Raw genomic sequence first — 22958 nt, forward strand, 5'->3', positions numbered from 1 at the left:
AAACCTGGGGCGACCCGATGTTTCCTTGAACGTTTCAGGCCGCAGGCGCCTCGGCCGGCTCAGGCGGCAACCACAGGCATTTGCCCTTGTTGGCCTTGGCAATCTCGCCAAGCACCTTGTCGTGGCCTTCCAGCTCTTCCGGCGTTGCCCGCAACACCCGCAGCGGCGGGCGCTCGATGGGGCCTCCGGCCTCGCCGTCGTCCAGCTGCGCGGCCGGCTCGTCGAGCATCATGATCAGGCTTTCCTGACCACGGGTCATGGCCAGGTACACGTCGGCGAGCAACTCCGCATCGAGCAAGGCGCCGTGCAGCGTCCGGTGCGTGTTGTCGATCTCGTAGAGGCTGCACAGGGCGTTCAGCGACGCCTTCTTGCCGGGGTTCTGCTCCTTCGCCAGCTTGAGGGTGTCGATCACGCTCGGGCAGATGGCGGTGAGCAGCGGCCGGCGCAGCAGGCTCAGCTCGTGGTTCAGGAAGCCCACGTCGAAGGACGCGTTGTGAATGACCAGTTCGCCATCCGCAACGAATTCCTCGAACTCGGCGACGATATCCTTGAACAGCGGCTTGTCCACGAGGAACTCGTTGGTGATGCCGTGCACCGCGATCGCGCCCGCATCGATCTCCCGCTGGGGGTTGATGAACACGTGATAGTGGCGGCCGGTCAGCTTGCGGTCGATCAGCTCCACGCATCCGATTTCGATCACCCGGTCGCCGTTCTTCCAGTCCAGGCCGGTGGTTTCCGTATCGAGAACGATCTGCCTCATGCTGCTGCTCCTGTATCCACGATCTTTCCGGTCTTGCGCACGGCCTCGACGCCGCGCCGGGCCAGCGCATCGGCCCGCTCGTTCTCGGGGTGGCCGGCGTGGCCCTTGACCCATAGCCAGCGCAGCTGATGACGGGCGGCCTCGCTGTCGAGGGCGCGCCACAGGTCTTCATTCTTCACCGGCTCCTTGGAGGCAGTCTTCCAGCCCCGCGCCTTCCAGCCGTGGATCCACTCGGAAATGCCCTTCTGCACATACTGGGAGTCCGTATAGATCTTCGCTGCAACCGGACGCTTGAGGGCCTGCAGCGCGCGAATCACCGCCAGCAGCTCCATCCGGTTGTTGGTGGTAGCGGGCTCGCCGCCCCACAGTTCCTTCTCGTGGGGGCCGGCGCGCAGGATCGCGCCCCAGCCGCCCGGGCCCGGATTGCCCGAACAGGCGCCGTCCGTATAAATATCAATCTCGTCCAAAATCTTTCTCGACCAGGGTTTTCTGCGAGCCCTCCCGACGAGGGCCCGTTTTCTGAATGAGGGGCGCCAGCGCACGCGACGCCGCCTTGCGCTCCCATTTCGGCATGATCAGCCGCATGCCCTGCACCCGCTTGATGGCGTGGATGATGTACACCCCACCACCGATCGGCCACCAGCGATCGCCAGCGCCATCCATGAAGGCCAGGCGCTCGATCCATTTCTCCTGCTCCATCGCCGGCACGAAGCAGCCCGAAGCCTGGCAATTGGCCTCGAAACTGAGCAAGGCCAGCCAGTCCTTGATGCGCCGCAGGGAGAGGTACTGCCCATGCCATGGGTAGGCACAGGTCTCCCGAACCAGCAGGCGCTTCATGCCGAACAGGCTGAGCGGATTGAAACCGGCGATCACCACGTGCCCCTCCGGCACCAGCACCCGCTCCACCTCCCGCAGCACCTGGTGCGGGTTGGCGGCGAACTCCAATACATGCGGGAGCACGACCAGATCCAGGCTGCCGGCGGCAAAGGGCAGCGCCGCATAATCGAGCTCCACCTGGACCTCGCCAGCCCCGGCACGGAAACGGAAGGGCATCCGGTTGGCCTGCAGCAGATCGAGTTCCGGCAGTCCCAACTGCACCGCGTGGTAACCGAAGATGTCCGCCACCAGCATGTCGAAACGCGCCTTCTCCCACGCCATCACGTAGCGTCCCAGCGGGGTTTCGAGCCACGCGTGCAGGCCGGGGAAGGATTCGGGAGGGGACATTATCGGATGCGAACCTGGAGCGACTACAATGACCGGATGCAGATTATCCCTCTTCCCGCGTTCCGCGATAACTATATCTGGGTCCTTCGCACCGAGAGTCACGCCGTCGTCGTGGACCCGGGCGACGCCGAGCCGGTGCTCCGCTACCTGGCCGACGAAGGCCTGAGCCTGGAGGCTGTCCTCGTTACCCACCACCATTCCGACCACGTCGGCGGCCTGCCGGCGCTGCTCGCCGCTTCGCCGGTGCCGGTGTATGGGCCGGCGCGGGAGAACATCGCCGGCATCAGCCATCCGGTGGCAGAGGGCGGTGAAGTCCGCCTGCCGGGCATCGGAGCCTGCTTCAAGGTGCTGGACATTCCGGGCCACACTGCCGGTCACGTGGGTTATTACGGCGAAGGCGTGCTGTTCTGCGGCGACACGCTGTTCGCGGCGGGTTGCGGGCGGCTCTTCGAAGGCACGCCGGCCCAGATGTACGCTTCCCTCAACAAGCTGGCCGCCTTGCCGGGCGACACGCGGGTCTATTGCACCCACGAGTACACGCTGTCGAACCTGGCTTTTGCAGCGGCCGTCGAGCCGGACAATACGGCCGTCATCGCACGCATCGCCACCAGTCAGGCGCTGCGTGCAGCAGATCAGCCTACTGTTCCTTTCCTGCTGGCCGGCGAGTTCGACACCAACCCCTTCCTGCGCAGCGACACACCGGCAGTCATCCGGCAGGCCGAAGCCCAGGCTGGACACGCCCTCACGACGCCGGTCGAGGTGTTTGCCGCGATCCGCGAATGGAAGAACCGCTTCTAGGCGTCAGCCGCCGGTAGTGTGACGGCTGCCGCCGCGGCGATACGATTCCGCCCGCCCTGCTTGGCCTGGTAAAGGGCATCGTCGGCCGCCTTGACCAGCGTTGCCGAATTGATGTCGCCGCGCCCGGGCACCACCGACGCGGCGCCGATGCTGATGGTCACCACCTTGTTCGCACGGGAATAGCGGTGGGTGATGGCCAAGCCTTCCACCGAAGACCGCATGGCTTCGGCAACCTGCAGCGCACCGGCAATGTCGGTGTCCGGCAGGATCACCGCGAACTCCTCGCCGCCATAACGTGCCACCAGATCGGCCGGGCGGCGCAGGCTGCCTTTCAGGATGCGGGCCACCGCCTTCAGGCATTCATCGCCCACCTGATGCCCGTAACCGTCGTTGAACTGCTTGAAGAAATCCACGTCACAGAACAGCAGCGCCAGCTGACGCCCCTGCCGGCTGGCACGGCGCCATTCGGACTGCAGTGTGTCGTCGAACTGGCGGCGGTTCGGAATGGCGGTGAGGCCATCGAGGGACGACAAGCGGGTGAGCTCCTGGTTGGCCTCGTCCAGCTTGCGGGTCAGCACCAACAGCGAATAACGCATCTGCGCGATGCGCTGCATGGCCCGCACCTTGGCAGCCAGCACGGTTTCCGATACCGGTTTGATCAGGTAGTCGTCACCGCCGACGGCAATCCCCTTTTCCAGGTCTTCGTCGCTGGTGCGAGCGGTCAGGAACAGGATCGGCGTCCATTCTCCGGCCTGCTCCAGTTGGCGGATACGCCGCGCCACCTCGAAGCCGTCCATGCCCGGCATGATGATATCGAGCAGAACGAGGTCCGGACGTTCCTGCTTGAACATCTCGATGCCCTTCTCGCCGTTGCGTGCGACGATGGGCTCGATCCCGATCTTGCGCAGTTGATGGGACACCAGCGTCGCACTGGTCAGGGTATCCTCGATCAACAACGCTTTCACTGAACGCTCTCGGACTGTAAGTTGGGAATCAAGTCGAAAAGGAGCCGGACACGGCCCCTTGCAGGCGGATTGTGCCCTAAATGGGCTGGCAATGGCGCTCCCCCAACCCTACGGAGCGCAAGGATTTGTTGCGGAATGGCGCGGCACGCGGTTTGACCCCCTTACGCACCGACAGATAGAATCCCGCCTTTGTTTTTTGCGCGACGAATCCTGATGTCCCCAAGAGTTATCGCGCTGCTCCTTTCTCTAGCCTGGGTTGCGCCCTCGCTTGCCGTTGAAAACGGTCAGACTCCGCAGCAACTGGCCCAAGCCCCGTCGCTGCTCGATGTGAACGGCGCATCACCCACGATGCAGACCTTCGAGATCCGGGATCAGCATGTCAGGGTGCCCACCATCGACCTGACGGTGGAGCCCGACGACCTGTGGGAACGCATCCGCCGCGGCTTCTCGATGCCGGACCTCAACACCGACCTGGTGACCGACCGGCAGATCTATTACATCAACCGCCCTGCCGCCCTGCGCCAGATCTTCAGCCGCGGCCAGCGCTACCTCTACTACATCGTCGAGGAACTCGAACGCCGCGGCATGCCCACCGAACTGGCCCTGCTGCCGATGGTGGAAAGCGCCTTCAACCCGATGGCCCTGTCCTCGGCCCAGGCGTCCGGCCTGTGGCAGTTCGTGCCGTCCACGGGGAAGACCTACCGGCTGGAACAGAACTGGTGGGTGGACGAGCGGCGCGACGTGATCGCCTCCACCAACGCCGCGCTGGACTACCTGCAGTACATCTACGAGATGCACGGTGACTGGCAGCTGGCCCTCGCCTCCTACAACTGGGGCGAAGGCGCGGTGGGCCGGGCGGTAGCCAAGAACCGGGCCGCCGGCCAGCCGACGGAATACCAGTACCTGAACATGCCGGGCGAGACACGCTACTACGTGCCCAAGCTGCAGGCGCTGAAGAACATCGTGGCCCAGCCCGAGCTGTTCGGCATCACCCTGCCGTCGATTCCCAACCGGCCCTATTTCGCCACCGTCGAGAGCCGCGTGCCCCTCGATCTGGCAACGGCGGCCCGCCTGGCCGAAACACCGGTGGAGGAAATCCTCGCCCTCAACCCCGGCTACAAGCGCCCGGTGCTGCCGACCAACGGCACCCAATCGCTGATCATCCCGGCCAACAAGGTCGACGTCTTCCTCAGCAACCTCGAGAAGCACGACCCGGCCAGCGCCAGTTGGAAGACCTACGAACTGCAGGAAGGCGAGGCCCTCGAAGGCGTCGCCGACCGGCTGGGCATCTCGGCCAGCCGCCTGCGCCAGGTCAATGGCCTGTCGCCGCGGGCGCGCATCGGCACCGGCTACACGCTGATCGTGCCGTCGGAAAGCGACGGCGAGCGCATCACCCTCGCCAACATGCTGCCGACCCGACCCCAGGCCGGTGCCGTCGAGCCCCCCAGCTTCATCGTCCAGCGCACCGTCGTGCGCGGCCGCAACGGCAGGCCGGTGGTGGTCGAGCGCAAGGTGGCGGTCGGCGGCTCGACGATCAAGCCGTTCGCCCACGGCAAGGGCGAGGCACCGTCCGCCAAGGACAGGGAGCAGGAAAAGGAAGCCCCGCGCGGCAAGCACACGAAGGGCAAGGGCTCCGACAGCCAGGACGAAAAGGCCGCCTCCGAAAAATCCTCCGCAAGAGACCAATCCGCTTCGTCTGCAAAGGAAAAGGACTCCGGCAAGGACAAGCCCTCCGCCAAGGAGAAGCCAGCCACCCACGAAAAATCCCAAGGCAAGGAAAAAGCCGCCGGGAAGGACAAGTCCGCGGACAGCAAGGCGGAAGGTGGCCACAAGGCCGACAAGAAGGACGGTGGCAGCAAGTCCAAGGACGCGAAGGACAGCGCCGGCAAGGACAAAAAGCATCACTGAAGACGGGCGCCCGCCGGGTGCCTCAGGAATGCATATCGGGTGCTAGCAACTCGCGCCCACCAAAGCTTGGCGACGTCTGCCTCAAAAGGGGACGCACCCGCCCTGGCAGGAGAGCCGGAGATCCATGACTGGATTCCTGCATATCTTCCAAGCAGTGGAATGCCCAGTAAAGGCACGGCTGAAGGAAACCTGGGGCAACCGGTTGTGTGTTGCAGCCAGCCCCCGACTCTCGCTGCCCGCTACCGACCCGAAGCGGACGTTAGCTGCACGTAAATCTTTCATACTCAAGGGTTTAACAGGCAATCCATTGCTAAGGCCTTGAACTGGGGTCTGCTTCAATCTTCGCAAGGTGCTCTCGATATGCTCTCTCCAGTTTCCTTGGAATGAGAACGAACTTCAAGAGCTCGTCGAGCATCTCTGGGTACAAATACAGCATTGGGTTCTGTCCATGAAAATGATTTTTGACTCGCACAGTAGAACGCTTCCGTACCCCATATACAGCGTTTTGCCAAAGCAATGCCGCGCGACAGGGGTGCTTACGGTCGTCCAACACATTTTCAAGAAATCCGCCAAGCAATCGAAATTTATAGCGCGGCTCTGCCAAGCTTTGCGAGAGTTCCGCTTGAGATTTCTTCAGTAAAGCCTCCTCCTCTGGCGGCAGTGCTTTTCCAAATACATCAAGCACTTGGCAATATCGTCGTATCTCCCACACTGTGAGATCAAGATCAACCAGTAAGAAGCTCTAACAAAAAGAGCTTTCCGCGCAGTTCAGTTTTCGCCAGCAAATAAGGCTGCAGGCGATCTTGATAAAGGCTTCGTGAATGACGGCCAATCGCTCGAATCGGACCCGCAGGCGTCGGTAATTGTGGAGCCAGCCGATGGTTCGCTCGACCACCCAGCGGGTTTTGCCCAAGCCGCTGCCGTGCGGCGTGTTGCGCCGGGCGATCTCGGTTTTGATGCCTTGAGCGTGAAGGGGCCGGCGGTATTTGTCGTGATCGTAGCCACGGTCGGCCTGGATGATGCGGGGCTTGGAGAGTGGGCGCCCCCGCTTGCCACGAATAGGTGGAATGGCTTCGACCAAGGGCAAAAGTTGGGTTACGTCGTTGCGATTGGCGCCGGTCAGGATGACTGCCAACGGAATGCCCTGCGCTTCGGTGATCAGGTGGTGCTTGGAGCCGGGGCGTGCGCGATCGGTGGGATTGGGTCCTGTTTTTGACCCGCACCCACAGCACGAATGGAGGAAGAATCGACGATGCAACGGGACCAATCGATCCTGTCGGCCGTGCGTAAGCGAGCTAGCAGCACCTCATGCAGCCGGTCCTAGGCACCCGCTTCCTGCCAGGCACGCAGGCGCCGCCAGCAACTCATGCCCGAGCCGCAGCCCATTTCCTGGGGCAGCATCTCCCAAGGGATGCCGCTTTGCAGGACGAACAGGATGCCGGTCAGAACCGCTCGATCATCGAGCGGCTTGCGCCCTGGATACTTGCTCCGACGGGGCTTGGCGGGAGGGAGCAACGGTTCGATCAAGGCCCACAGATCGTCGTCGAGAAGTGCTTTGGCCATGTCCTCTATTCAAAGAAACAAGGCTGAGGTTAACGAAATTCGACTATCGTGAACAGGGGGAAATGGGTCTTTTTGTTAGGGCTTCTTAGATATTTTTCTATTGCCTGCTGTGATGACCATAGAAACTGAGGGATAAGTTCGAATCGGCATGCTAGGCGCGCCGCGATATAGTCTCGGTCTGCCTGATCTCGAAAAGACTGCGTTGCAAAAGAATTTAGTGATCGGCTCAATCTGTCCTGATCAATCACAGAATTTGGCGAATTCATTTTCGATGAATCTCCAAAGTTAGTCCCGTAGAATTTGGTTGGCATGCCGCCATGCCTTAATGGCCGTTATCTCGATCAGGCAGCGACTAGCCGATACTGCCTATCCGACTGACAAGTTCCGACCCAACCCGGACCTTCGTCCATTCGATGTTTCAAGGGCCGGTAACTGAGTTGAGCAGCCGTCCGTGACAACTGCTCACCGACAAGTCCTCGGCCAATCCGGTCATTGGCCGAATGCCCAGAATCAGGCAGCAACCTGTCGCTTACCTGCCGTCCAGTCCTAAACGGCAGCATTACCTTCCAGCGAACGCGTACTCCGTGCCCGTTACAAACCTTCAGGCCTTCGCCTGCTGAAAGGCAGGTAAGAAAATGCAGCGGCCGCTCCCAACCGCCGATACGTCGCCTCTTCTGCCATTGGATGTTCTTGGTGGCAAGCTTGGCAAGATGAACCGGACCTGTCAGTCGACATCTGACCTGTCAAATCATCTATTAGCTTTCATCTGGCATGACCGTGCGTATCGGTCGAGTCCCGATCTTGGCCCCGGTGACTTCATCCACCGCTACGGCTTTGATCTCTGTTCCGTTTTCAGCGTCGAAAAACCGAACCAGCTTGCCACCTCCCCGATATTGACGCCCCCAGGCACCAATCATGAACAGCACCGGCAGAAAATCGCGACCGGCCGCGGTCAGCAGATATTCCTCGCGCGGTGGGTGCTCCGAGTAGCGTCGCTTTTCCAGTAATCCCTCCTCTGTCAACGTCGCCAGCCGTCGGGTCAGCATGGTCGGGGCGATGCCTAGGCTTTTCCGGAACTGGTCGAAGCGCGTCAGGCCGGCGTGGGCGTCGCGCAGAATCAGCAGGCTCCACGCGTCACCTGCAAAAGTCAGGCTGCGAGCGATCGGGCATGCGTCTTTGGAAATATTTTCGTCGTTCATACCGTTTTGGTAGTGACTTGCTTTCAAATTGATAGTATTGTTAGTTTCAATTTGATAGTAACACTTTGGCAGCCGGTGATCCAGCCTATCTGGCGCCGTGATTGATGAACGATTTCTCCGCCGACGTTGAGGAGCGAAAGATGAGTAGCGTGAAGTGGAAGGATGTACCGACTCGCGGCATTGACGTGGGTGGCGCGTCTTTCGTCTATCGGGAACTCGGCCCGAGCACCGGTGTGCCGGTGGTCTTTCTTCACCATCTGATGGCCGTACTCGATGATTGGGATCCGCGGGTGATCGACGGTATCGCCGCGCAACGTCGGGTCATCGCTTTCGACAACCGCGGTGTCGGTGCCTCGGGCGGTTCGGTACCGCACACAATCGAAGAGATGGGGCGGGACGCCATCGCCTTCATTCGGGCCCTGGGGCACCAGCAGGTCGACCTGTTCGGCTTCTCTTTGGGCGGGGGCGTGGCACAAATGGTTGCGCTGCAGGCGCCCAAACTCGTGCGCCGGATGATTCTCGCCGGAACGGGGCCAAAGGGTGGTGGCGGGATCGAAGAGGTCACCAAGGTCGCTGTCCTTGCCTACATCAAGGCGGCCTTGACCTGGAGTGACGCCAGGAATTTCCTGTTCTTCCCCCGCACGCCGGAAGGCAAGCGCTCCGCGCGAGATTACTTCGCCGCACTTAAGGAGCGGACCAGGGACCGTGACCAGCCCATTTCCTTGCAGGCCCGGCGTGCCCAACTGGAAGCCATCAAGACCGCGGGACTGAGCGAGCCCGATGATCTCTCGCGCATCACCCAACCGGTTCTTGTCGCCAATGGTGACCACGACCTGATGGTCGCCAGCAGCCTATCGGCCGAAATGGCTCGCCGTCTGCCCAATGCCAGGCTGACGATCTATCCGGATTCTGGACACGGTGGCGTCTTTCAGCACCACCAGGCCTTTGTGTCAGAGGTTCTGGATTTCCTTGCTAACTGATCGAACAAGAACGAAAGCCCTCTGATGAAAAGCCAAACCATGAAAGCCCTCACCTTCAAACGCTATGGCAAGTCGCCCGACATCGGCTTTGCCGATGTGCCCCGGCCTACGCCGAAGGCCGACGAACTGTTGGTGCAAGTCCACGCCGCCGGCGTGAACCCGGTCGACAACATGATCCCGACCGGGATGTTCAAGCCGGTCCTGCATTTCCAGTTGCCGGCCACGCTCGGGAGCGATCTGGCCGGCGTGGTGGTTGAAGTCGGCAGCCGCGTAACGCGCTTCAAGCCGGGCGATGCCATCTTCGCCAACATTTTCGATCTCGGCATCGGTTCCATCGCCGAATTCGCCGTCGTGCCGGAGCACGCTGCCGCGCCGAAGCCGGCCAATCTGGACTTCGTTCAGGCAGCCTCGATTCCCATGGTCGGCCTGACCTCCTGGCAGGCGCTGAAGGAACGTCTTGACCTTCGTTTTGGCCAGAAGCTGTTCATTCCGGCCGGTTCCGGCGGCATTGGCAGCTTTGCGATCCAGTTGGCCAAGCAACTTGGCGCCAAGGTCGGAACCACCACCAGCACCGGCAATGTCGCACTGGTCCGCGCGCTGGGTGCGGACGAGGTGGTCGATTACAAGCGGCAGGAATTCGCGCAAGTGCTGCGCGGCTACGATGCGGTGCTGGGCACCCTCAGGGGCGATGCGATCGAGAAATCCGTCGGCATCCTCAAGCCGGGCGGCCGGATCGTCTCGCTTGTCGGGCCGCTCGACGCCTCGTTCGCCCGGGCGCGACGCCTGAACTTCGTCATCAAGTTCGTCTTCGGCTTGATGAGCCGCAAGATCATGCGCCTGGCGAAGAAGCAGGACGTCGCCTACTCCTTCCTCTTCGTGCGCCCCGATGGCGCCCAACTCGCCGAGATCGGCAAGCTGCTCGAAACGGAGCGCATCCGGCCCGTGATCGACAAGGTGTTTCCTTTCGAGCAGGCCAAGGAAGCCCTCGACTACCTGGCCCAGGGCCGCGCCAAGGGCAAGGTCGTCGTCAGGATGAATCAACCGCCCCTCCATATTTAACCCCCCCAACAACCCCAGCAAGGAAAACAACCATGCAAACCCTTCCCACCGTCCTGATCACCGGCGCCTCCAGCGGCATCGGAGCTACCTACGCCGAACGCTTCGCCCGCCGTGGCCACGACCTCGTCCTCGTGGCGCGCGACAAGGCGCGCCTGGAGGCCCTGGCCGCCCGCCTGCGCGCGGAATGCAAGGTGGCTGTCAACGTGTTGCCGGCGGACCTGACCAAGTCCGACGATCTGTCCGTGCTCGAAACCCGCCTGCGCAACGACGCCCGGATCGGCATCCTGATCAACAACGCCGGCATGCCTCAACCCAAGGGCTTCCTCGAGCAGACCGCCGAGGGCATCGAAAGCCTGATCGCCCTCAACACCACCGCGGTGACGCGGCTCGCGGCGGCGGTCGCGCCGCGCCTGGCGCAATCCGGTAGCGGCGCCATCGTCAATATCGGCTCGGTGATCGGTTTCGCGCCCGAATTCGGCATGTCGATCTACGGTGCCAGCAAGGCCTTCGTGCTCTTCCTGTCGCAGGGCCTCAATGTCGAACTGGCGCCCAAGGGCGTTTACGTGCAGGCCGTACTGCCGGCGGCGACCCGTACCGAGATCTGGGAAAAGGGCGGCGTGGACGTCAACACCCTGCCCGAGGTGATGGAAGTGGAGGAACTGGTCGATGCGGCGCTGGTCGGCTTCGACCGTCGTGAGCTGGTCACCATCCCGCCGCTGCACGTCGCCGAGCGCTGGGACGCGCTGGATGGCGCCCGCCAGGGTCTGATGGCGGACCTCCGGCAAGCCCGCGCCGCCGAGCGCTATCGGCCGCAAGCCTGAGTCCGCACACTTCCCAATTCAAAGAAACCAATGAAATTCAATCATGATCGTCATTACTAGAGCATCCGGCTAACTCGGTCGGCTGGTTAACACCCTAAGCAGGGTTTTACTGGGTCAATACAAGGCGCCGATGCGGCGACGACCATTCCGCCCCGTCTCCGACGCCCTCCTTGCTAGGTCCCGAAGTGACCGGTACGGTCATCGACACCAGCAAGTCGGTGACTTGGCTCCCTGTGGGCAAGCGGGTAGCGACCGCCTGCCCATCCTTAATAGTCGTCAGTCAGGCCCTCATTGCAGGCTGACTTAGCCAACCGCCGCATATGGACGACTGTGCATATCAGAGCGATTTCAAAATACAGAAGACTCACGCTACGGTCTGGGCGGCGTTGCCTGCAGCCCAAGGAATGGGGCTTCTTGCCTGTGCCGAAGACTTCAAGCTGCTCACGCTGTCGAGGCGAGCGAGCTGCTCGGCCGACAGCGTGAGCGTCAGCGCACCGAGGTTGTCACTGAGCTGGGTCTGCGAACGTGGCCCGATGATCGGTACGGCGCCGTGCGTCCCGGCCCAGGCAATGGCGACTTGACTGGCGCTGACGCCAAGTTCGCCTGCAATGGCGAGCACGGTGTCCAGGATCTGCGTACGCTGCGCCGAATTCTCGGGCTGGAAGACCCGCCCGCCGAAGCCTTCGGCCCGACCCTTTTCTCCCTGCCGATACTTGCCGGTCAGCATGCCGCCGCCCAGTGGCGACCAGGTCACGATGCCAAGACCCAGGGCGAGCGCTGCGGGGAACAGATCGGCCTCCGGCTCGCGGCAGACCAGACTGTGTTCGAACTGCGCCGCCACGATGGGCACCGCGTGGGTCAATTCGGCCAGGGTGACTGCACGGGCAAGGCGCCAGGCGGGGAAATTCGACAGGCCCGCATAGAGGATCTTGCCCGCACGTGCCAGGTCCTCGAAACCGCGGACGATCTCTTCGATAGGTGTCACGCCATCGGGACGATGTGCCCAGTAGATATCGATCCGGTCGGTTTTGAGGCGCTCGAGGCTGGCCTCCACGGACGCGACCAGTGCCTTGCGGCTATTGCCGGTTACCAGCCGGTTGGCGTTGGGCGCGGCGCCATTGGTGAACTTGGTGGCCAGGACGAAATCCTCGCGTCGTCCTTTCAGGAGCGTCCCGAGCAGTTCCTCGGCCTGGCCGAACTGATAGGCATCCGCCGTGTCGATGAAGTTGCCGCCTGCCTCGGCATAGGCGTTGAAAACAGCTTCCGCAACATCCGGGTCGGCCCCATACCCCCAGCCAGTGCCGAAGTTGCCCGTACCCAATGCGACTTGCGACACACGCAGGCCGGTCTTGCCGAATGCGGTGTATTCCATGTTCTGCTCCGTTGGTAACGTATGTGTTTGGGATCGACTGCGACGGCTGCCGTAGTCTTCAAGCGCCGGGTTCGCACACCGGCGCGATTTCTGATGTGGACTTATTCAGTGAGGCCAATATCTTGTCGCGGCATACCGCGAGGGTTTCGTCGGCCAGCGGTGAGAGAAGCAATATCTCCGCCCACGCGCCAGCAACAAAGATTTATTGCCTTCAGCCAGCCTGAAAATCAGGTTGCGTACTGGGCGACTCCACTACCGAAAGACCAATTCTCTTTTTTAACTTCGATCAGATTGATGAAGACGTCATCCGGCCGAACACCCGCTTCTCGATTTAGCCCTTCCGCAATTGTCTTGTAGAGCAGTTTTTTCTGGTCCGTCGACCGTCCCTCATTGAGCGTTATTTGGATAAACACCAGCCCATCACTTCGTTTTATCCCGAGATAGGTGGGGTCGTAGACGAAATGGTCGTCGTCGTGCTCCGTCAGAATCTGAAAGTTATCTTGGTCAGGGACATTAATTGCAGCCTTCATTGCATCGTAAACAACCTTGCCCAGCCTTTTGGCGTAGGAAGCGTCAGTGTTTCTTTTGATGTCTATACGAACGAGGGGCATCTATCTCTCCTTTAAAGTTCTTAAATAGGGACCTGCTGGGGGGCATTTCAGGGAATCGTGGCGTCGGCTTGCTGGCCTATACCGCCTGCTGCATGCCGATACCTCGTCCTTGCGTCAAGGCACGAATCGCTTGACCAAAAGGTTTGCCACAAAGGTTTGAACCGGTTCGTTACGCTGGTTATATGTCGTCACGCGATTCTTAACCATGCCTTGTTCCGGTCTGGATTTCGATGGGCGAACCTCGATAATCTCTGTTTCAACAGAAAGCTCATCACCGGGGCGCACAGGCTGGTGCCATTGGAGAGCATCCAAACCGGCGCCTATGACGCCACCAGCCGGCTTGAATTCACCTTCAACGAACAGACGCATCGTCACAGCCGCCGTATGCCAGCCGCTCGCTGCCAGTCCTTGAAAGAAGGATTTGGACGCAGCCTCATTGTTCAGATGGAAAGGTTGTGGGTCATACTCGGCAGCAAACTGCTTGATTGCTTCCTCATCCATCACGTGGCTTCCGGAACCAAAGCCTTGACCGACACGCAGGTCGTCGAGGTGGTAAATCTCTTTCATGTCGTTTCCCGCCAATCAAGCTTTCGGCCAGAGAATCATCTGGGTGCAACGAAACAGCGCCAGTTTCCTGCCCGTCACTTCATCCGTCACGACGGCATCCCAGACCTGCGTTGTCTTGCCAAGATGCTGAGCGGTCGCGGTACAGGCAATTACGCCGTCTCTCACCGTGCTGAGGTGGTTACTCTTCAGTTCGACCGTCGTAAAGGACTGGGCACCGGCAGGCAGGTGCGCAATCGTGGCATTGCCGCAGGTGGTATCGGCCAATGCCACGACGCTGGCTGCGTGCAGGAAACCGTTGATGGCGCCGTGCAAAGGCTTGACCGCCATGCGACTGGTCATCACGCCCTGCTTTACTTCCACCATTTCGACACCCAGAAACCCCGGCAGGCATTCCCTGCTATCCCGGTTCAGGGACTTCGGGCTTACCTCCTCGCGCAAAATGCTCATGATCTTCCTTTATCTGTCGCCAATGACGATTGGGGGGGTATGAGAGATTTGCCGATCGGGGCTTCCTTGACGGGCAAATTGACCAGGGCGGCGAGGGAGGCAAGGGCCATATCGGCATACCACATCCAAGAGAAGTCACCGAACCGCGAAATCGTGAGGCCGCCCAACCAGGCACCAAGGAAACCGCCAATCTGATGCGATAGCAGCGTTAGCCCGAACAAGGTCGCCAGATAGCGCGTCCCAAAAAGTTTCCCAACAATGGCTGCGGTGGGAGGAACGGTCGCCAACCATGTGAAACCCAATCCGGCAGCAAACAGGTAGTAAGTCCATTCGGTGCGCGGCATCCACAGATACCAGGCGATCAGCAAGGCCCGCGAGGCGTACATGACTGCCAGGACATACTTGCTGCGATAACGGGCTACGCACGAACCGGCATACAGGCTGCCGAATACATTCGCTAGGCCGATGATGGCCAGTGACCAGCTAGCCACACTGGGCGGCAGGCCGCACAGATTCACTTCGCCGGGCAGGTGGGTCACCAGGAAGGCAATGTGAAACCCACAGGTGAAAAAACCAACATGTAGCAGCCCGTAGCTCGGGTTCTTGAGCGCCACCAGGATTGCTGGCCCCAGTTTCGAATCGTCGGCGTGCTGGGACGCTGCCGTCGTTGGTCCTGTCAGTTTTCCGACCAACGGAAACGCAGCCAAGGTCGCCACGGCCATCGCCCACATCGCGCCCATCCAGCCCATGCTCTGAATCAGCTTTTGCAGGAGCGGTGCAAAGATGAATTGGCCGAAGGAGCCGCCCGCGTTGATAACCCCGGAGGCTGTTCCGCGTGACTCGAATGGCAAGCGTTGGGCGGCAGCACCAATCAGTACGGAGAAACTGCCGGCGCCCGAGCCCATGGAGGCCATGATGCCCAAGGCAATCGCCAGACCGAAACCGTTGTCGATGAAAGGCGTAATGGCACAACCGATGGCGAGCGTTAGCAAGGCAGCTTGCAACACCAGCCTGGGTCCGTAGCGGTCTGCCACAGCCCCTGCAATCGGCTGGATCGCTCCCCAAGTGAATTGTCCGATGGCTAGCGCCAGGCTAATGGTGGCGACGCCCATGCCGGTCGAACTGTTGATGGGGCTGACAAAGAGTCCGAAGGATTGCCGGGTACCCATGGTCACCATGAGAATGCCGGCCGCAGCCAGGGTTACGGACAGTGCTTCGGGGCGTCGAATTGAGTTAAACATCATTTCCAACACATCAAGCAATGGTTGGATTGTGTTCAATTAACGCTACTGCGACAAACCAGTTATCATGCTTTATGAGATAGAAAATCTATGCCATGGCTTCGTACCCACCCCTCAAGGCGCTAGTCGCCTTCGATGCTGTCATGCGAAACAAGAGTTTTTCTCTTGCTGCGGATGAACTGTGCGTGACGCCGGGCGCAATTGGCCAGCAAATCCAGAAACTTGAGGAATGGCTGGGCATGTCGCTTTTCATCCGGCAGGTGCGACAAGTGCACCCCACGGATGCAGCTACCGGTTACTGGCAGAAGATCCAACAGCCACTCGCCCAGATTGCGGATGCCAGTAGCCGACTCAAGCGCAGTCGCAGCATGGCCGTGTCGCTGTCCATGACACCCAGCTTTGCTGCCAAGTGGTTCACAAGCAGAATGGCTAACTTGGTGACCCAGCACCCGGACATCGAACTTCATCTCAAAGCATCGGTTGAAACAGTCGATTTCGAGCGCGAGGTGGTTGATTTGGCGATTCGCCATTTCAACGGAAAAGGCGCAAATTTGGATGCAAGCTTGCTCTTTAAGGATGAGGCTCAGGCGTACTGCACACAGGAATACGCTGCTGCAATGTGTTTAAGCGTGCCGGAGGATTTAGTGAGAGCAAACTTGCTGGTAACTACCACGCAGCCCTATTGGGAGCAATGGTTCAAACAGTTCAGTCAACTGGATGGCGAAGCCATCGCCAGGATTCCTCGCATGCACTTCGACCAGTCTCTGCTGGCTATAGAAGCCGCAAAACGAGGGAATGGGGTAGTTCTGGCCAGTCCTTACCTAACCGAAGCAGAAGTTGCCAGTCGGGCTTTGATTAAACCGTTTGACTGTTGCCTCAAACTTGAGAATGGCTACTACGTGGTTCACCCCAGCAAGACAACACCCAGTCAGGCAGCCATGCGCGTAAAGCAGTGGCTGATTGAAGAGGCAGCGAAATATGCCAAAGCTGGGGTTGCGACTGACTCAGATCTGTAATGCAGCCTCCCCGAAGGGGATAGCGTTTTGAAAAAAGGACCCTGAAGGAACTGGCGAGCAGGCGTTCCAAACCTCAAATTTCAAATGGCTGCTCTATATTGCAGAGCAGCCATTATTTATAGAGGCTGCCAACGGCTGCAAAGGCCGACGAGTTTGCATTGGCTGTCCGTCGGGTTTCTGAGTAAAGCCGTCGCTTGAGTGGCAGCTATGCTGAACCGGCAACCGTCAGCAGTTGGCCGACAACAGCCTGATGCCGCCTGCTTGCGGTATCGAAGGACAGGTGCCGACCCGGAGCCGCCCCTGAGGCTCGAGGAAATGGCCTGCGCCGCTTTGCGCACAGGTCCGGTGGATTGCAGGGGTGGGCATCATGACGAACTACAGCGAGCGACCGTCGAATTGCTTAACGGGAAGCGACGACAAGTCGACATCTTCAAGACAACGGGCGTTGACCATGACCATTAACCTGCCAGAGAGAACACCTTCGGCAAATGTATGAATCCCGCAGGTTGGGCAGAAGCGATGCTTAATGGTTTGACCACCGAATGTGTAGGTGGCTACATTTTCCGCAGATGTGAGTAGGTGAAAATTTGTCGGTGAAACGCCCCACTGAAACGCGCCCTTCTTTGAACAAATTGAACAGTTGCACGCTATTACCTGCGTAAGTTCGCCCTCGACATCGAAGGCTACTTGACCGCAGTGACAGCTACCTTTGTATTTCACTTGTAGACTCCTTTGTATATTGCAGACAGCGGCGGCAAGATGAGCTGCGTGAATAATGACGCCCAACTTTTTCTGGCGACAGCTCTGCCGGACAACACGACCGGGAAGTTATTTTTCAAAATTTAAGGCTATGCTAAACGCAAATTAAAACAGCAAAAAAAGCAACAGCCTACTTCCTTGCCCTAATGGCTGCTATCTGGATCGGGACGCAACCCTCCGCTGCTGGCCGAGAACTATTGTCCATTGTTGGCCATGCAGGAACATCCTCGCAGCGGAGCAGTTCACAATTTTCTGATCTGGCAGACAGTGCGAGAGCTTGACGATTTCGTCATTCATGCCATCAACACCGTCTCTTGACGCCCCCGCAACACCCGACCGATACTCCCGCCCGTCGCTGAAACAACAGCGACCGGGTTTAGCAGCCTGTTCAGCAAGGCGGACAACAGCCGCGCCGCGGCTATTTTTTTGTCCGTACACCCTTGGTGCGTCCACGATCAATGGCGGGCCGGGTGGGGAGGGCTTCGGCCCTGCCGGTTCCTTGTTGCCGGTCTGCTAACCCTGCTTTGGCCCGCCCCCCGTTTAGCAGCGGTTGGCGGATCAGTCCATCAACAAGGAGTCCGCACCATGGTTGTTTCCACCCTGGCGTGCGCCGGTTCGCACGCGTCCATTCGCAATGCCCTCGTAATTGCCTTGCCTCTTCCACGCCAGGCACGGAGGGGGCTGCGATGAATACGCCGCTCAGTTTCCCCGCCCCGGCGGGGCCGTTCTATCGGCTGGCCGAGGAGGCCAATGCGCTGGCCATCGTCGATCAGCTTTCCGCCCGACAGGTGCAGTTGCTGTCCTTGCTCGCCATGACCTATGGCGATGCGGGGGATGCCTTCCGGCGCATGAATCCGACGCTGCAGGACAATTACCTGTGGGCGTGCTCGATGCTGGCCCAGGAGATGCGGGATCTGTTCGAGGCGCTGAGGGCTGCTGAAAGAGGGGCTTGATCGGTGGGAGGGCGGCGCGTAGATCTCGTCGCCTTCCCGATTTGCGTTTGAAGCCTCGATGCTGAATTTCGTCGCAGCCAAGTCACTCCAACTTGGTGACAGGCTCACGTATCGGACGGGCCACGCCATCCTATCGAAGCCGCGAGCCAGCCGGATTGATCGCTTCCTCGTCTTTGTGCCCATCGCGCGGCGAAGACCTGCACGCCGGGCATGCTTGCCTTCACTCGTCTCCCCGCCGCATGGGTCCGCGCCCCCCTCGGAGGTACTCGCGACCTCCTCCGAGGTACTCGCGACTATCCCGGAGGTACTCGCGACCTCCGCCGAGGTAGTCCGTCCTGTATCGGAAGCCCTCGCTTGGGTGCAGAGGATAGGACGGGACTGTCTCCGGGCTGCTCGCGAGGAGCTCCGGGATGGTCGGCCTCTATCCCGGTGGGCCTCGCGAGCAACTTTGAGCTCCTCGCGAGGGGCTTTCGGATAGGGTGGGTCTGTCAGCGGGATAGGGCCGGCCTGTCCCGGAGGGGCTCGCGAGAGCTTCGCGGACAGGGCAGGACATTCGCCGGGCTCCTCGTGAGGAGCTTCCGGATGGTCGGGACGGGTTCGGGGGCTGCGCCGTCCCGCGTCTCGGTACCTCAGTCCCTCTTTTCAGTACAAATGACAGCGTACGACCCGGGTCGGTGACTGTCGGGTCTCCCCCGGATAAGTCTGGCGACACACGTCCATGGCCTGGCTGCAGCGGGGATGGAAATGGCAGCCGGCCGGCGGGGCCAGCGGGGACGGCAGATCTCCGCGGTTCTCTCCGGTTGCGGGCAGCACGGCCACTTCGCGGCCATCCACCCGCGGCACGGCGGCCAGCAGCATGCGCGTGTAGGGGTGGCTGGGCGCTCGCAGCACTTCCTCCACGCTCCCCTGCTCGACGATCCGCCCCAGGTACATCACCGCCACATGGTGGGCGAGATAATCCACCACGGCCAGGTTGTGGGTGATGAACAGATAGGACAGGCCGTATTCGGCCTGCAGCTCCCGCAGCAAGTTGAGGATCTGCGCCTGCACGGACACATCGAGGGCGCTGGTCGGTTCGTCGCAGACGATCAGCTTCGGCGCTACGGCCAGCGCGCGGGCGATGGCGATGCGTTGCCGCTGCCCGCCCGAGAACTCATGGGGAAAACGATCGCGCATTGCCGGGTCCAGCCCCACCCGCTTGAGCAGGGCGTCGATCCGGGCCGCGCGCGCTTCGGCGGTCTTCTCCACCTTGAGAGCCTCCATCCCCTCCTCCAGGATCTCGCCGACCCGCATGCGCGGGTTGAGGGAGCTGAAGGGGTCCTGGAAGATCATCTGCAGATCCCGCCGCAGGGGCTGCCACTCGCGGGGACTGAGGCCGAGCAGCTCGTGGTCGCCGTAACGGGCTGAACCCCCGGTGGCTGGCAGCAGGCTTAGCAGCGCCTTGCCCGCGGTGGTCTTGCCGCAGCCGGACTCGCCGACGAGGGCCAGGGTTTCCCCGGCCGGCACCTTCAGCGACACCCCGTCCACGGCCTTGACGTGGCCGACGACCCGGCGGAACAAGCCCTTGCGGACCGGGAAATGGACTTGCAGGCCTTCCACCTCCAGCGCCCCGCCGGCCGTGGCCGGGCCCGCGGCGCCGGACTCAAGGCCGGCCGGCAACTCCGGCAGCCAGCCAATCGGCGCGGCCGGATCGTACAGGTGGCAGCGCACGGTCTGATGGCCGACCGTGTACATGGCCGGCTCCACCTGGCGGCACAGGTCCTGCGCCTGGGGGCAGCGGTCGGCAAAGCGGCAGCCCTGCCGATGGGCGCCGAGACGGGGCACCTGGCCGCGGATGGTCTCCAGCGCCCTGCCCCGCTGGGCCTGGGTGGGCAGGGCCGCGAAGAGCTTGCGGGAATACGGGTGCAGTGGCGCGCGGAAGAAGTCCTCCCGTTCGCCGGTTTCCACCAGTTCGCCGGCGTACATCACGCCGACCCGGTGAGCCATGCGCGCCACCACGCCCAGATCATGGGTGATCAGCAGCATGCCCATGCCACGCCGCGCCTGCAGGTCGGCGAGCAGCTCCAGCACCTGGGCCTGGATGGTCACGTCCAGCGCGGTGGTGGGCTCGTCGGCGATCAGCACCTCCGGGTCGCCCGCCAGCGCAATGGCGATCATGACGCGCTGCTTCATGCCGCCGGACAGCTGGAAGGGGTATTCGGCGAGACGCCGGCGCGCGTCGGGGATGCCGACCGCGTCGAGCAGGCGCTCCGCCTCGTCCCAGGCCGGCTTGCCGTGCATGCCGCGGTGACGGACCAGCACTTCGCCGATCTGGTCGCCGACCGTCATCACAGGATTGAGGCTGCTGGCCGGCTCCTGGAAGATCATCGCCAGCCGGCGGCCCCGGATGTCGCGCATCCGCACTTCAGGCAGGCTCTGCAGCGCTTCGCCGCCGAGCCTGACGCTGCCGTTCGAGATCCGGCCGCCGCTCGGCAATAGCCGCATGCAGGCCAGCGCGGTCATCGACTTGCCGCAGCCGGATTCGCCGACCAGCGCCAGCGTACGCCCCGCCGCCACCTCGAAGCTGATGCCATCCACCGGGCGGACGCGCTTGCCGGCGTTCCCCAGTTCGACCTGCAGGCCATCCACCTGCAACAGCGCCTGATTGTCCGAGTCCAATCCATTCATTCCAAAAAAAACGGACCGCAAAGCGGCCCGTTCAGCGAGTACGGTTTGGCCGGCACCGGAATGCACCCGGCGCGCCGACCACCGGGCTCATCAGTGGTGATGGCCGCCTTCGCCATGGACGTGGCCGTGGCCGATTTCTTCGGCGCTGGCTGCACGCACGCTCTTGACGGTGATGTCGAAGATCAGCGCGGTGCCGGCGAGGGGATGGTTGCCATCCACCACGACCTTGCCGTCGGCGATGTCGGTGATGCGGTAGACCATTTCGTCCTCGCCATCTTCACCGACGCGCTCGAAAGACATACCGACTTCGATGTTGTCGGGGAACAGGCTGGCGTCTTCCACCAGCACCAGTTCCTCGTCGTATTCGCCAAAGGCGTCTTCCGGCTGCAGCTTGACCTTCAGGCTGTCACCGCTGTTCTTGCCGTGCAGGGCTTCCTCGATCACGGTGAAGATGCCGTCGTAACCGCCATGCATGTACACCAGCGGGTGCTGGCCGTCGTCGATCACGTTGCCATCCGGGTCGGTAACCTTGTAGTCAAGCGTGACGACCGTGTTCTTGGCGATTTCCATTTACATTCCTTGAGTTGAGTTGCTTTATCAGCTGGAAGACTTCGGCGGCATGGCCGCGCGGATTCACATCGTGCAGCACATGCTGCACCACCCCGTCGCTGGAGATGATGAAGGTCGAGCGGCGCACGCTGCGCTTGGCAACCCCATCGACCACGGCCGACAGCCACACACCGTACAGGCGGCAGACCTCGCCGTCCTCGTCGGACAGTAATCCCACCGACAGGCCGTGCTGGTCGCGGAAATCGGCATGGGTCAGGCAGTCGTCGGGACTGATGCCGATCACCATGCAGCGTTCCTGCTCGAAGTCGGCATCGTGGTCGCTGAAGTCGATGGCCTGGCGCGTGCAGCCGGGAGTGTTGTCACGGGGATAGAAGTACAGGACTACGTGTCTGGAACCCAGTACCGACGCCAGATCGAACATCTCCATGTCGGCATCGGGCAGGGAAAAGAGCGGAGCGGGCGAGCCTTCAGAAGGCGACGCGGGCGAGTCGGAGGATTCTAACCGAGCAGCGCCGAGAACTCTACCCGAAGCGTGTTGCGGACTGACGAACATGGGCATCTCTCCTCCGGGGGCTGGGCTCTCGCGAACCCGTGCGGGTTGGGGTGAAATCTATCTATGTGGCGTGCCTTGTCTGCGAAATCTGTTGGCTGGTGTTCCGGATGCCAGCTTGCCACACCTGCATCAATCAGGAGAAGGCATGCTCTTGAATGGATAGTCCACCGAGGGCGGGGGCTCAAGTCATTTATGCCCGGAGCCTGCAGTTTGTCACGCCTCCCGAAGCCCGGCTCCCGGCTGACAAAGGCTCGCCCGGCTTGTCATCCGTCGAAACCTGTATAAAATTACACAAGACTCACAGGAGCCCTCCAATGTCCGACAATCTCACCCCCCGCCAACAGGAAATCCTCCAGCTGATCCGCGACACCGTGGAGCAGGAAGGGCGTCCGCCGACCCGGGCCGAGATCTGCACCGCCTTCGGCTTCCGCTCCCCCAACGCGGCGGAAACCCATCTGCGCGCCCTGGCCGCCAAGGGCGCCATCTCCCTGGAAGAAGGCCGCGCCCGCGGCATCCGCCTGAAGGAAGGCCTCGGCCTGCCGCTGATCGGGCGGGTCGCCGCCGGCAGCCCCATCCTCGCCGCCGAGCATGTGCAGGGCCGCTACCAGGTGGACCCGGGCCTGTTCTCCCCGCGCGCCGATTACCTGCTGATGGTGCGCGGTCTCAGCATGCGCGACGCCGGCATCCTCGACGGCGACCTGCTGGCCGTCCATCGCACCACCGAGGTCCGGGACGGGCAGATCGTCGTCGCCCGCGTGGAGGACGAAGTCACCGTCAAGCGCCTGGCCCGCAAAGGCCCCATCGTCGAGCTGCTGCCGGCCAACCCGGACTTCGAGCCCATCGTCGTGGACACCCGCAACGACCAGCTGGAAATCGAAGGCATCGCCGTCGGCCTGATCCGCAACGACAGCTTCTGACCCACCGG

The 22958-nt window shown here is 61.5% G+C and carries 22 protein-coding genes and 2 pseudogenes; 8 read left to right on the forward strand and 16 right to left on the reverse strand.

The genetic code is table 11. The features are described 5' to 3' along the window. Positions 1-34 precede the first annotated feature (34 nt). The 3 genes from dnaQ to AC1PQG_RS12645 are packed head-to-tail and all read right to left on the reverse strand — an operon-like array spanning position 35 to position 1984. On the reverse strand, positions 35-760 hold the full coding sequence (gene dnaQ / locus AC1PQG_RS12635) for a DNA polymerase III subunit epsilon (RefSeq protein ID WP_481122882.1): 726 nt from the start codon (positions 758-760) through the stop codon (positions 35-37). Then, positions 757-1227, reverse strand: coding sequence for a ribonuclease HI (rnhA, locus tag AC1PQG_RS12640; protein ID WP_481122883.1), 471 nt, complete (start codon positions 1225-1227; stop codon positions 757-759). Before rnhA ends, dnaQ begins: the two co-directional genes overlap by 4 nt. Continuing rightward, positions 1214-1984: a class I SAM-dependent methyltransferase gene (locus AC1PQG_RS12645; protein WP_481122884.1), complete on the reverse strand. Its 771-nt coding sequence runs from the start codon at positions 1982-1984 to the stop codon at positions 1214-1216. The genes rnhA and AC1PQG_RS12645 overlap by 14 nt, the downstream gene beginning before the upstream one ends. 36 nt (positions 1985-2020) lie before the next feature. Here AC1PQG_RS12645 and gloB point away from each other — a divergent pair, with 36 nt between their 5' ends. Further along, positions 2021-2782, forward strand: coding sequence for a hydroxyacylglutathione hydrolase (gloB, locus tag AC1PQG_RS12650; protein WP_481122885.1), 762 nt, complete (start codon positions 2021-2023; stop codon positions 2780-2782). Here gloB and AC1PQG_RS12655 read toward each other — a convergent pair. Continuing rightward, the gene (locus AC1PQG_RS12655; RefSeq protein ID WP_481122886.1) at positions 2779-3747 is read right to left on the reverse strand and encodes a diguanylate cyclase; all 969 of its coding nucleotides are present in this window, start codon (positions 3745-3747) and stop codon (positions 2779-2781) included. The genes gloB and AC1PQG_RS12655 overlap by 4 nt on opposite strands. A gap of 213 nt (positions 3748-3960) precedes the next feature. Between AC1PQG_RS12655 and AC1PQG_RS12660 the strand changes: the two genes are divergently transcribed. After that, positions 3961-5655, forward strand: coding sequence for a transglycosylase SLT domain-containing protein (locus AC1PQG_RS12660; protein ID WP_481122887.1), 1695 nt, complete (start codon positions 3961-3963; stop codon positions 5653-5655). 310 nt (positions 5656-5965) lie between these two features. Here AC1PQG_RS12660 and AC1PQG_RS12665 read toward each other — a convergent pair whose 3' ends face one another. From AC1PQG_RS12665 to AC1PQG_RS12675, 3 genes and pseudogenes are all read right to left on the reverse strand, one after another. Beyond that, positions 5966-6340 (reverse strand): hypothetical protein, encoded by a 375-nt coding sequence (locus AC1PQG_RS12665; RefSeq protein WP_481122888.1) that lies wholly within the window; start codon positions 6338-6340, stop codon positions 5966-5968. Positions 6341-6397: 57 nt separating this feature from the next. Beyond that, positions 6398-7218: pseudogene (locus AC1PQG_RS12670) on the reverse strand (IS5 family transposase). Between the two features lie 755 nt (positions 7219-7973). Next, a complete protein-coding gene (locus tag AC1PQG_RS12675) occupies positions 7974-8417 on the reverse strand; it encodes a winged helix-turn-helix transcriptional regulator (RefSeq protein WP_374481021.1) in 444 nt (147 codons plus the stop codon). A gap of 104 nt (positions 8418-8521) precedes the next feature. Between AC1PQG_RS12675 and AC1PQG_RS12680 the strand changes: the two genes are divergently transcribed. From AC1PQG_RS12680 to AC1PQG_RS12690, 3 genes are read left to right on the forward strand one after another with little or no spacing between them, the layout of a single operon-like run. After that, the gene (locus AC1PQG_RS12680; protein WP_481122889.1) at positions 8522-9397 is read left to right on the forward strand and encodes an alpha/beta fold hydrolase; all 876 of its coding nucleotides are present in this window, start codon (positions 8522-8524) and stop codon (positions 9395-9397) included. Between the two features lie 24 nt (positions 9398-9421). Next, positions 9422-10456 (forward strand): NADP-dependent oxidoreductase, encoded by a 1035-nt coding sequence (locus AC1PQG_RS12685; RefSeq protein WP_481122890.1) that lies wholly within the window; start codon positions 9422-9424, stop codon positions 10454-10456. Between the two features lie 32 nt (positions 10457-10488). Next, positions 10489-11277 carry an SDR family NAD(P)-dependent oxidoreductase gene (locus AC1PQG_RS12690; RefSeq protein WP_481122891.1) on the forward strand — a complete coding sequence of 263 codons (789 nt, stop codon included), beginning with the start codon at positions 10489-10491 and terminating at the stop codon, positions 11275-11277. A gap of 364 nt (positions 11278-11641) precedes the next feature. Here the strand turns inward: AC1PQG_RS12690 and AC1PQG_RS12695 are convergent, their stop codons facing one another. The 5 genes from AC1PQG_RS12695 to AC1PQG_RS12715 all read right to left on the reverse strand — a co-directional run bounded on the left by AC1PQG_RS12695 (position 11642) and on the right by AC1PQG_RS12715 (position 15515). Continuing rightward, complete coding sequence (locus tag AC1PQG_RS12695) at positions 11642-12649, reverse strand: aldo/keto reductase (RefSeq protein ID WP_481122892.1); 1008 nt, start codon at positions 12647-12649, stop codon at positions 11642-11644. 227 nt (positions 12650-12876) lie between these two features. After that, positions 12877-13260, reverse strand: coding sequence for a tautomerase family protein (locus AC1PQG_RS12700; RefSeq protein WP_481122893.1), 384 nt, complete (start codon positions 13258-13260; stop codon positions 12877-12879). A 114-nt stretch (positions 13261-13374) separates the two neighbouring features. Continuing rightward, on the reverse strand, positions 13375-13827 hold the full coding sequence (locus AC1PQG_RS12705; RefSeq protein WP_481122894.1) for a MaoC family dehydratase: 453 nt from the start codon (positions 13825-13827) through the stop codon (positions 13375-13377). A 15-nt stretch (positions 13828-13842) separates the two neighbouring features. Beyond that, complete coding sequence (locus AC1PQG_RS12710; RefSeq protein ID WP_481122895.1) at positions 13843-14274, reverse strand: PaaI family thioesterase; 432 nt, start codon at positions 14272-14274, stop codon at positions 13843-13845. Beyond that, the gene (locus AC1PQG_RS12715; RefSeq protein WP_481123003.1) at positions 14271-15515 is read right to left on the reverse strand and encodes an MFS transporter; all 1245 of its coding nucleotides are present in this window, start codon (positions 15513-15515) and stop codon (positions 14271-14273) included. The genes AC1PQG_RS12710 and AC1PQG_RS12715 overlap by 4 nt, the downstream gene beginning before the upstream one ends. A 95-nt stretch (positions 15516-15610) precedes the next feature. Here AC1PQG_RS12715 and AC1PQG_RS12720 point away from each other — a divergent pair, with 95 nt between their 5' ends. Continuing rightward, complete coding sequence (locus AC1PQG_RS12720; RefSeq protein WP_481122896.1) at positions 15611-16531, forward strand: LysR substrate-binding domain-containing protein; 921 nt, start codon at positions 15611-15613, stop codon at positions 16529-16531. 375 nt (positions 16532-16906) lie between these two features. On the opposite strand, the gene AC1PQG_RS12725 is transcribed toward AC1PQG_RS12720, so the two are convergent. Beyond that, positions 16907-17251: a GFA family protein gene (locus AC1PQG_RS12725; protein ID WP_481122897.1), complete on the reverse strand. Its 345-nt coding sequence runs from the start codon at positions 17249-17251 to the stop codon at positions 16907-16909. 725 nt (positions 17252-17976) lie between these two features. Here AC1PQG_RS12725 and AC1PQG_RS12730 point away from each other — a divergent pair. Next, positions 17977-18243, forward strand: coding sequence for a hypothetical protein (locus AC1PQG_RS12730; RefSeq protein WP_481122898.1), 267 nt, complete (start codon positions 17977-17979; stop codon positions 18241-18243). A gap of 642 nt (positions 18244-18885) precedes the next feature. Here AC1PQG_RS12730 and AC1PQG_RS12735 read toward each other — a convergent pair. The 3 genes and pseudogenes from AC1PQG_RS12735 to AC1PQG_RS12745 all read right to left on the reverse strand — a co-directional run. Beyond that, positions 18886-20901, reverse strand: coding sequence for an ABC transporter ATP-binding protein (locus AC1PQG_RS12735; protein WP_481122899.1), 2016 nt, complete (start codon positions 20899-20901; stop codon positions 18886-18888). A gap of 99 nt (positions 20902-21000) precedes the next feature. Then, positions 21001-21480, reverse strand: coding sequence for an FKBP-type peptidyl-prolyl cis-trans isomerase (locus AC1PQG_RS12740; RefSeq protein ID WP_481122900.1), 480 nt, complete (start codon positions 21478-21480; stop codon positions 21001-21003). Beyond that, a pseudogene (locus AC1PQG_RS12745) lies at positions 21446-21946 on the reverse strand (peroxiredoxin); the annotation flags it as partial. The pseudogene AC1PQG_RS12745 and the gene AC1PQG_RS12740, both read right to left, overlap by 35 nt. A 401-nt stretch (positions 21947-22347) precedes the next feature. Here AC1PQG_RS12745 and lexA point away from each other — a divergent pair. Next, positions 22348-22950 (forward strand): transcriptional repressor LexA, encoded by a 603-nt coding sequence (gene lexA / locus AC1PQG_RS12750; protein ID WP_481122901.1) that lies wholly within the window; start codon positions 22348-22350, stop codon positions 22948-22950. Positions 22951-22958 lie beyond the last annotated feature (8 nt).

Source organism: Zoogloea sp. GDB6 (assembly GCF_056724105.1).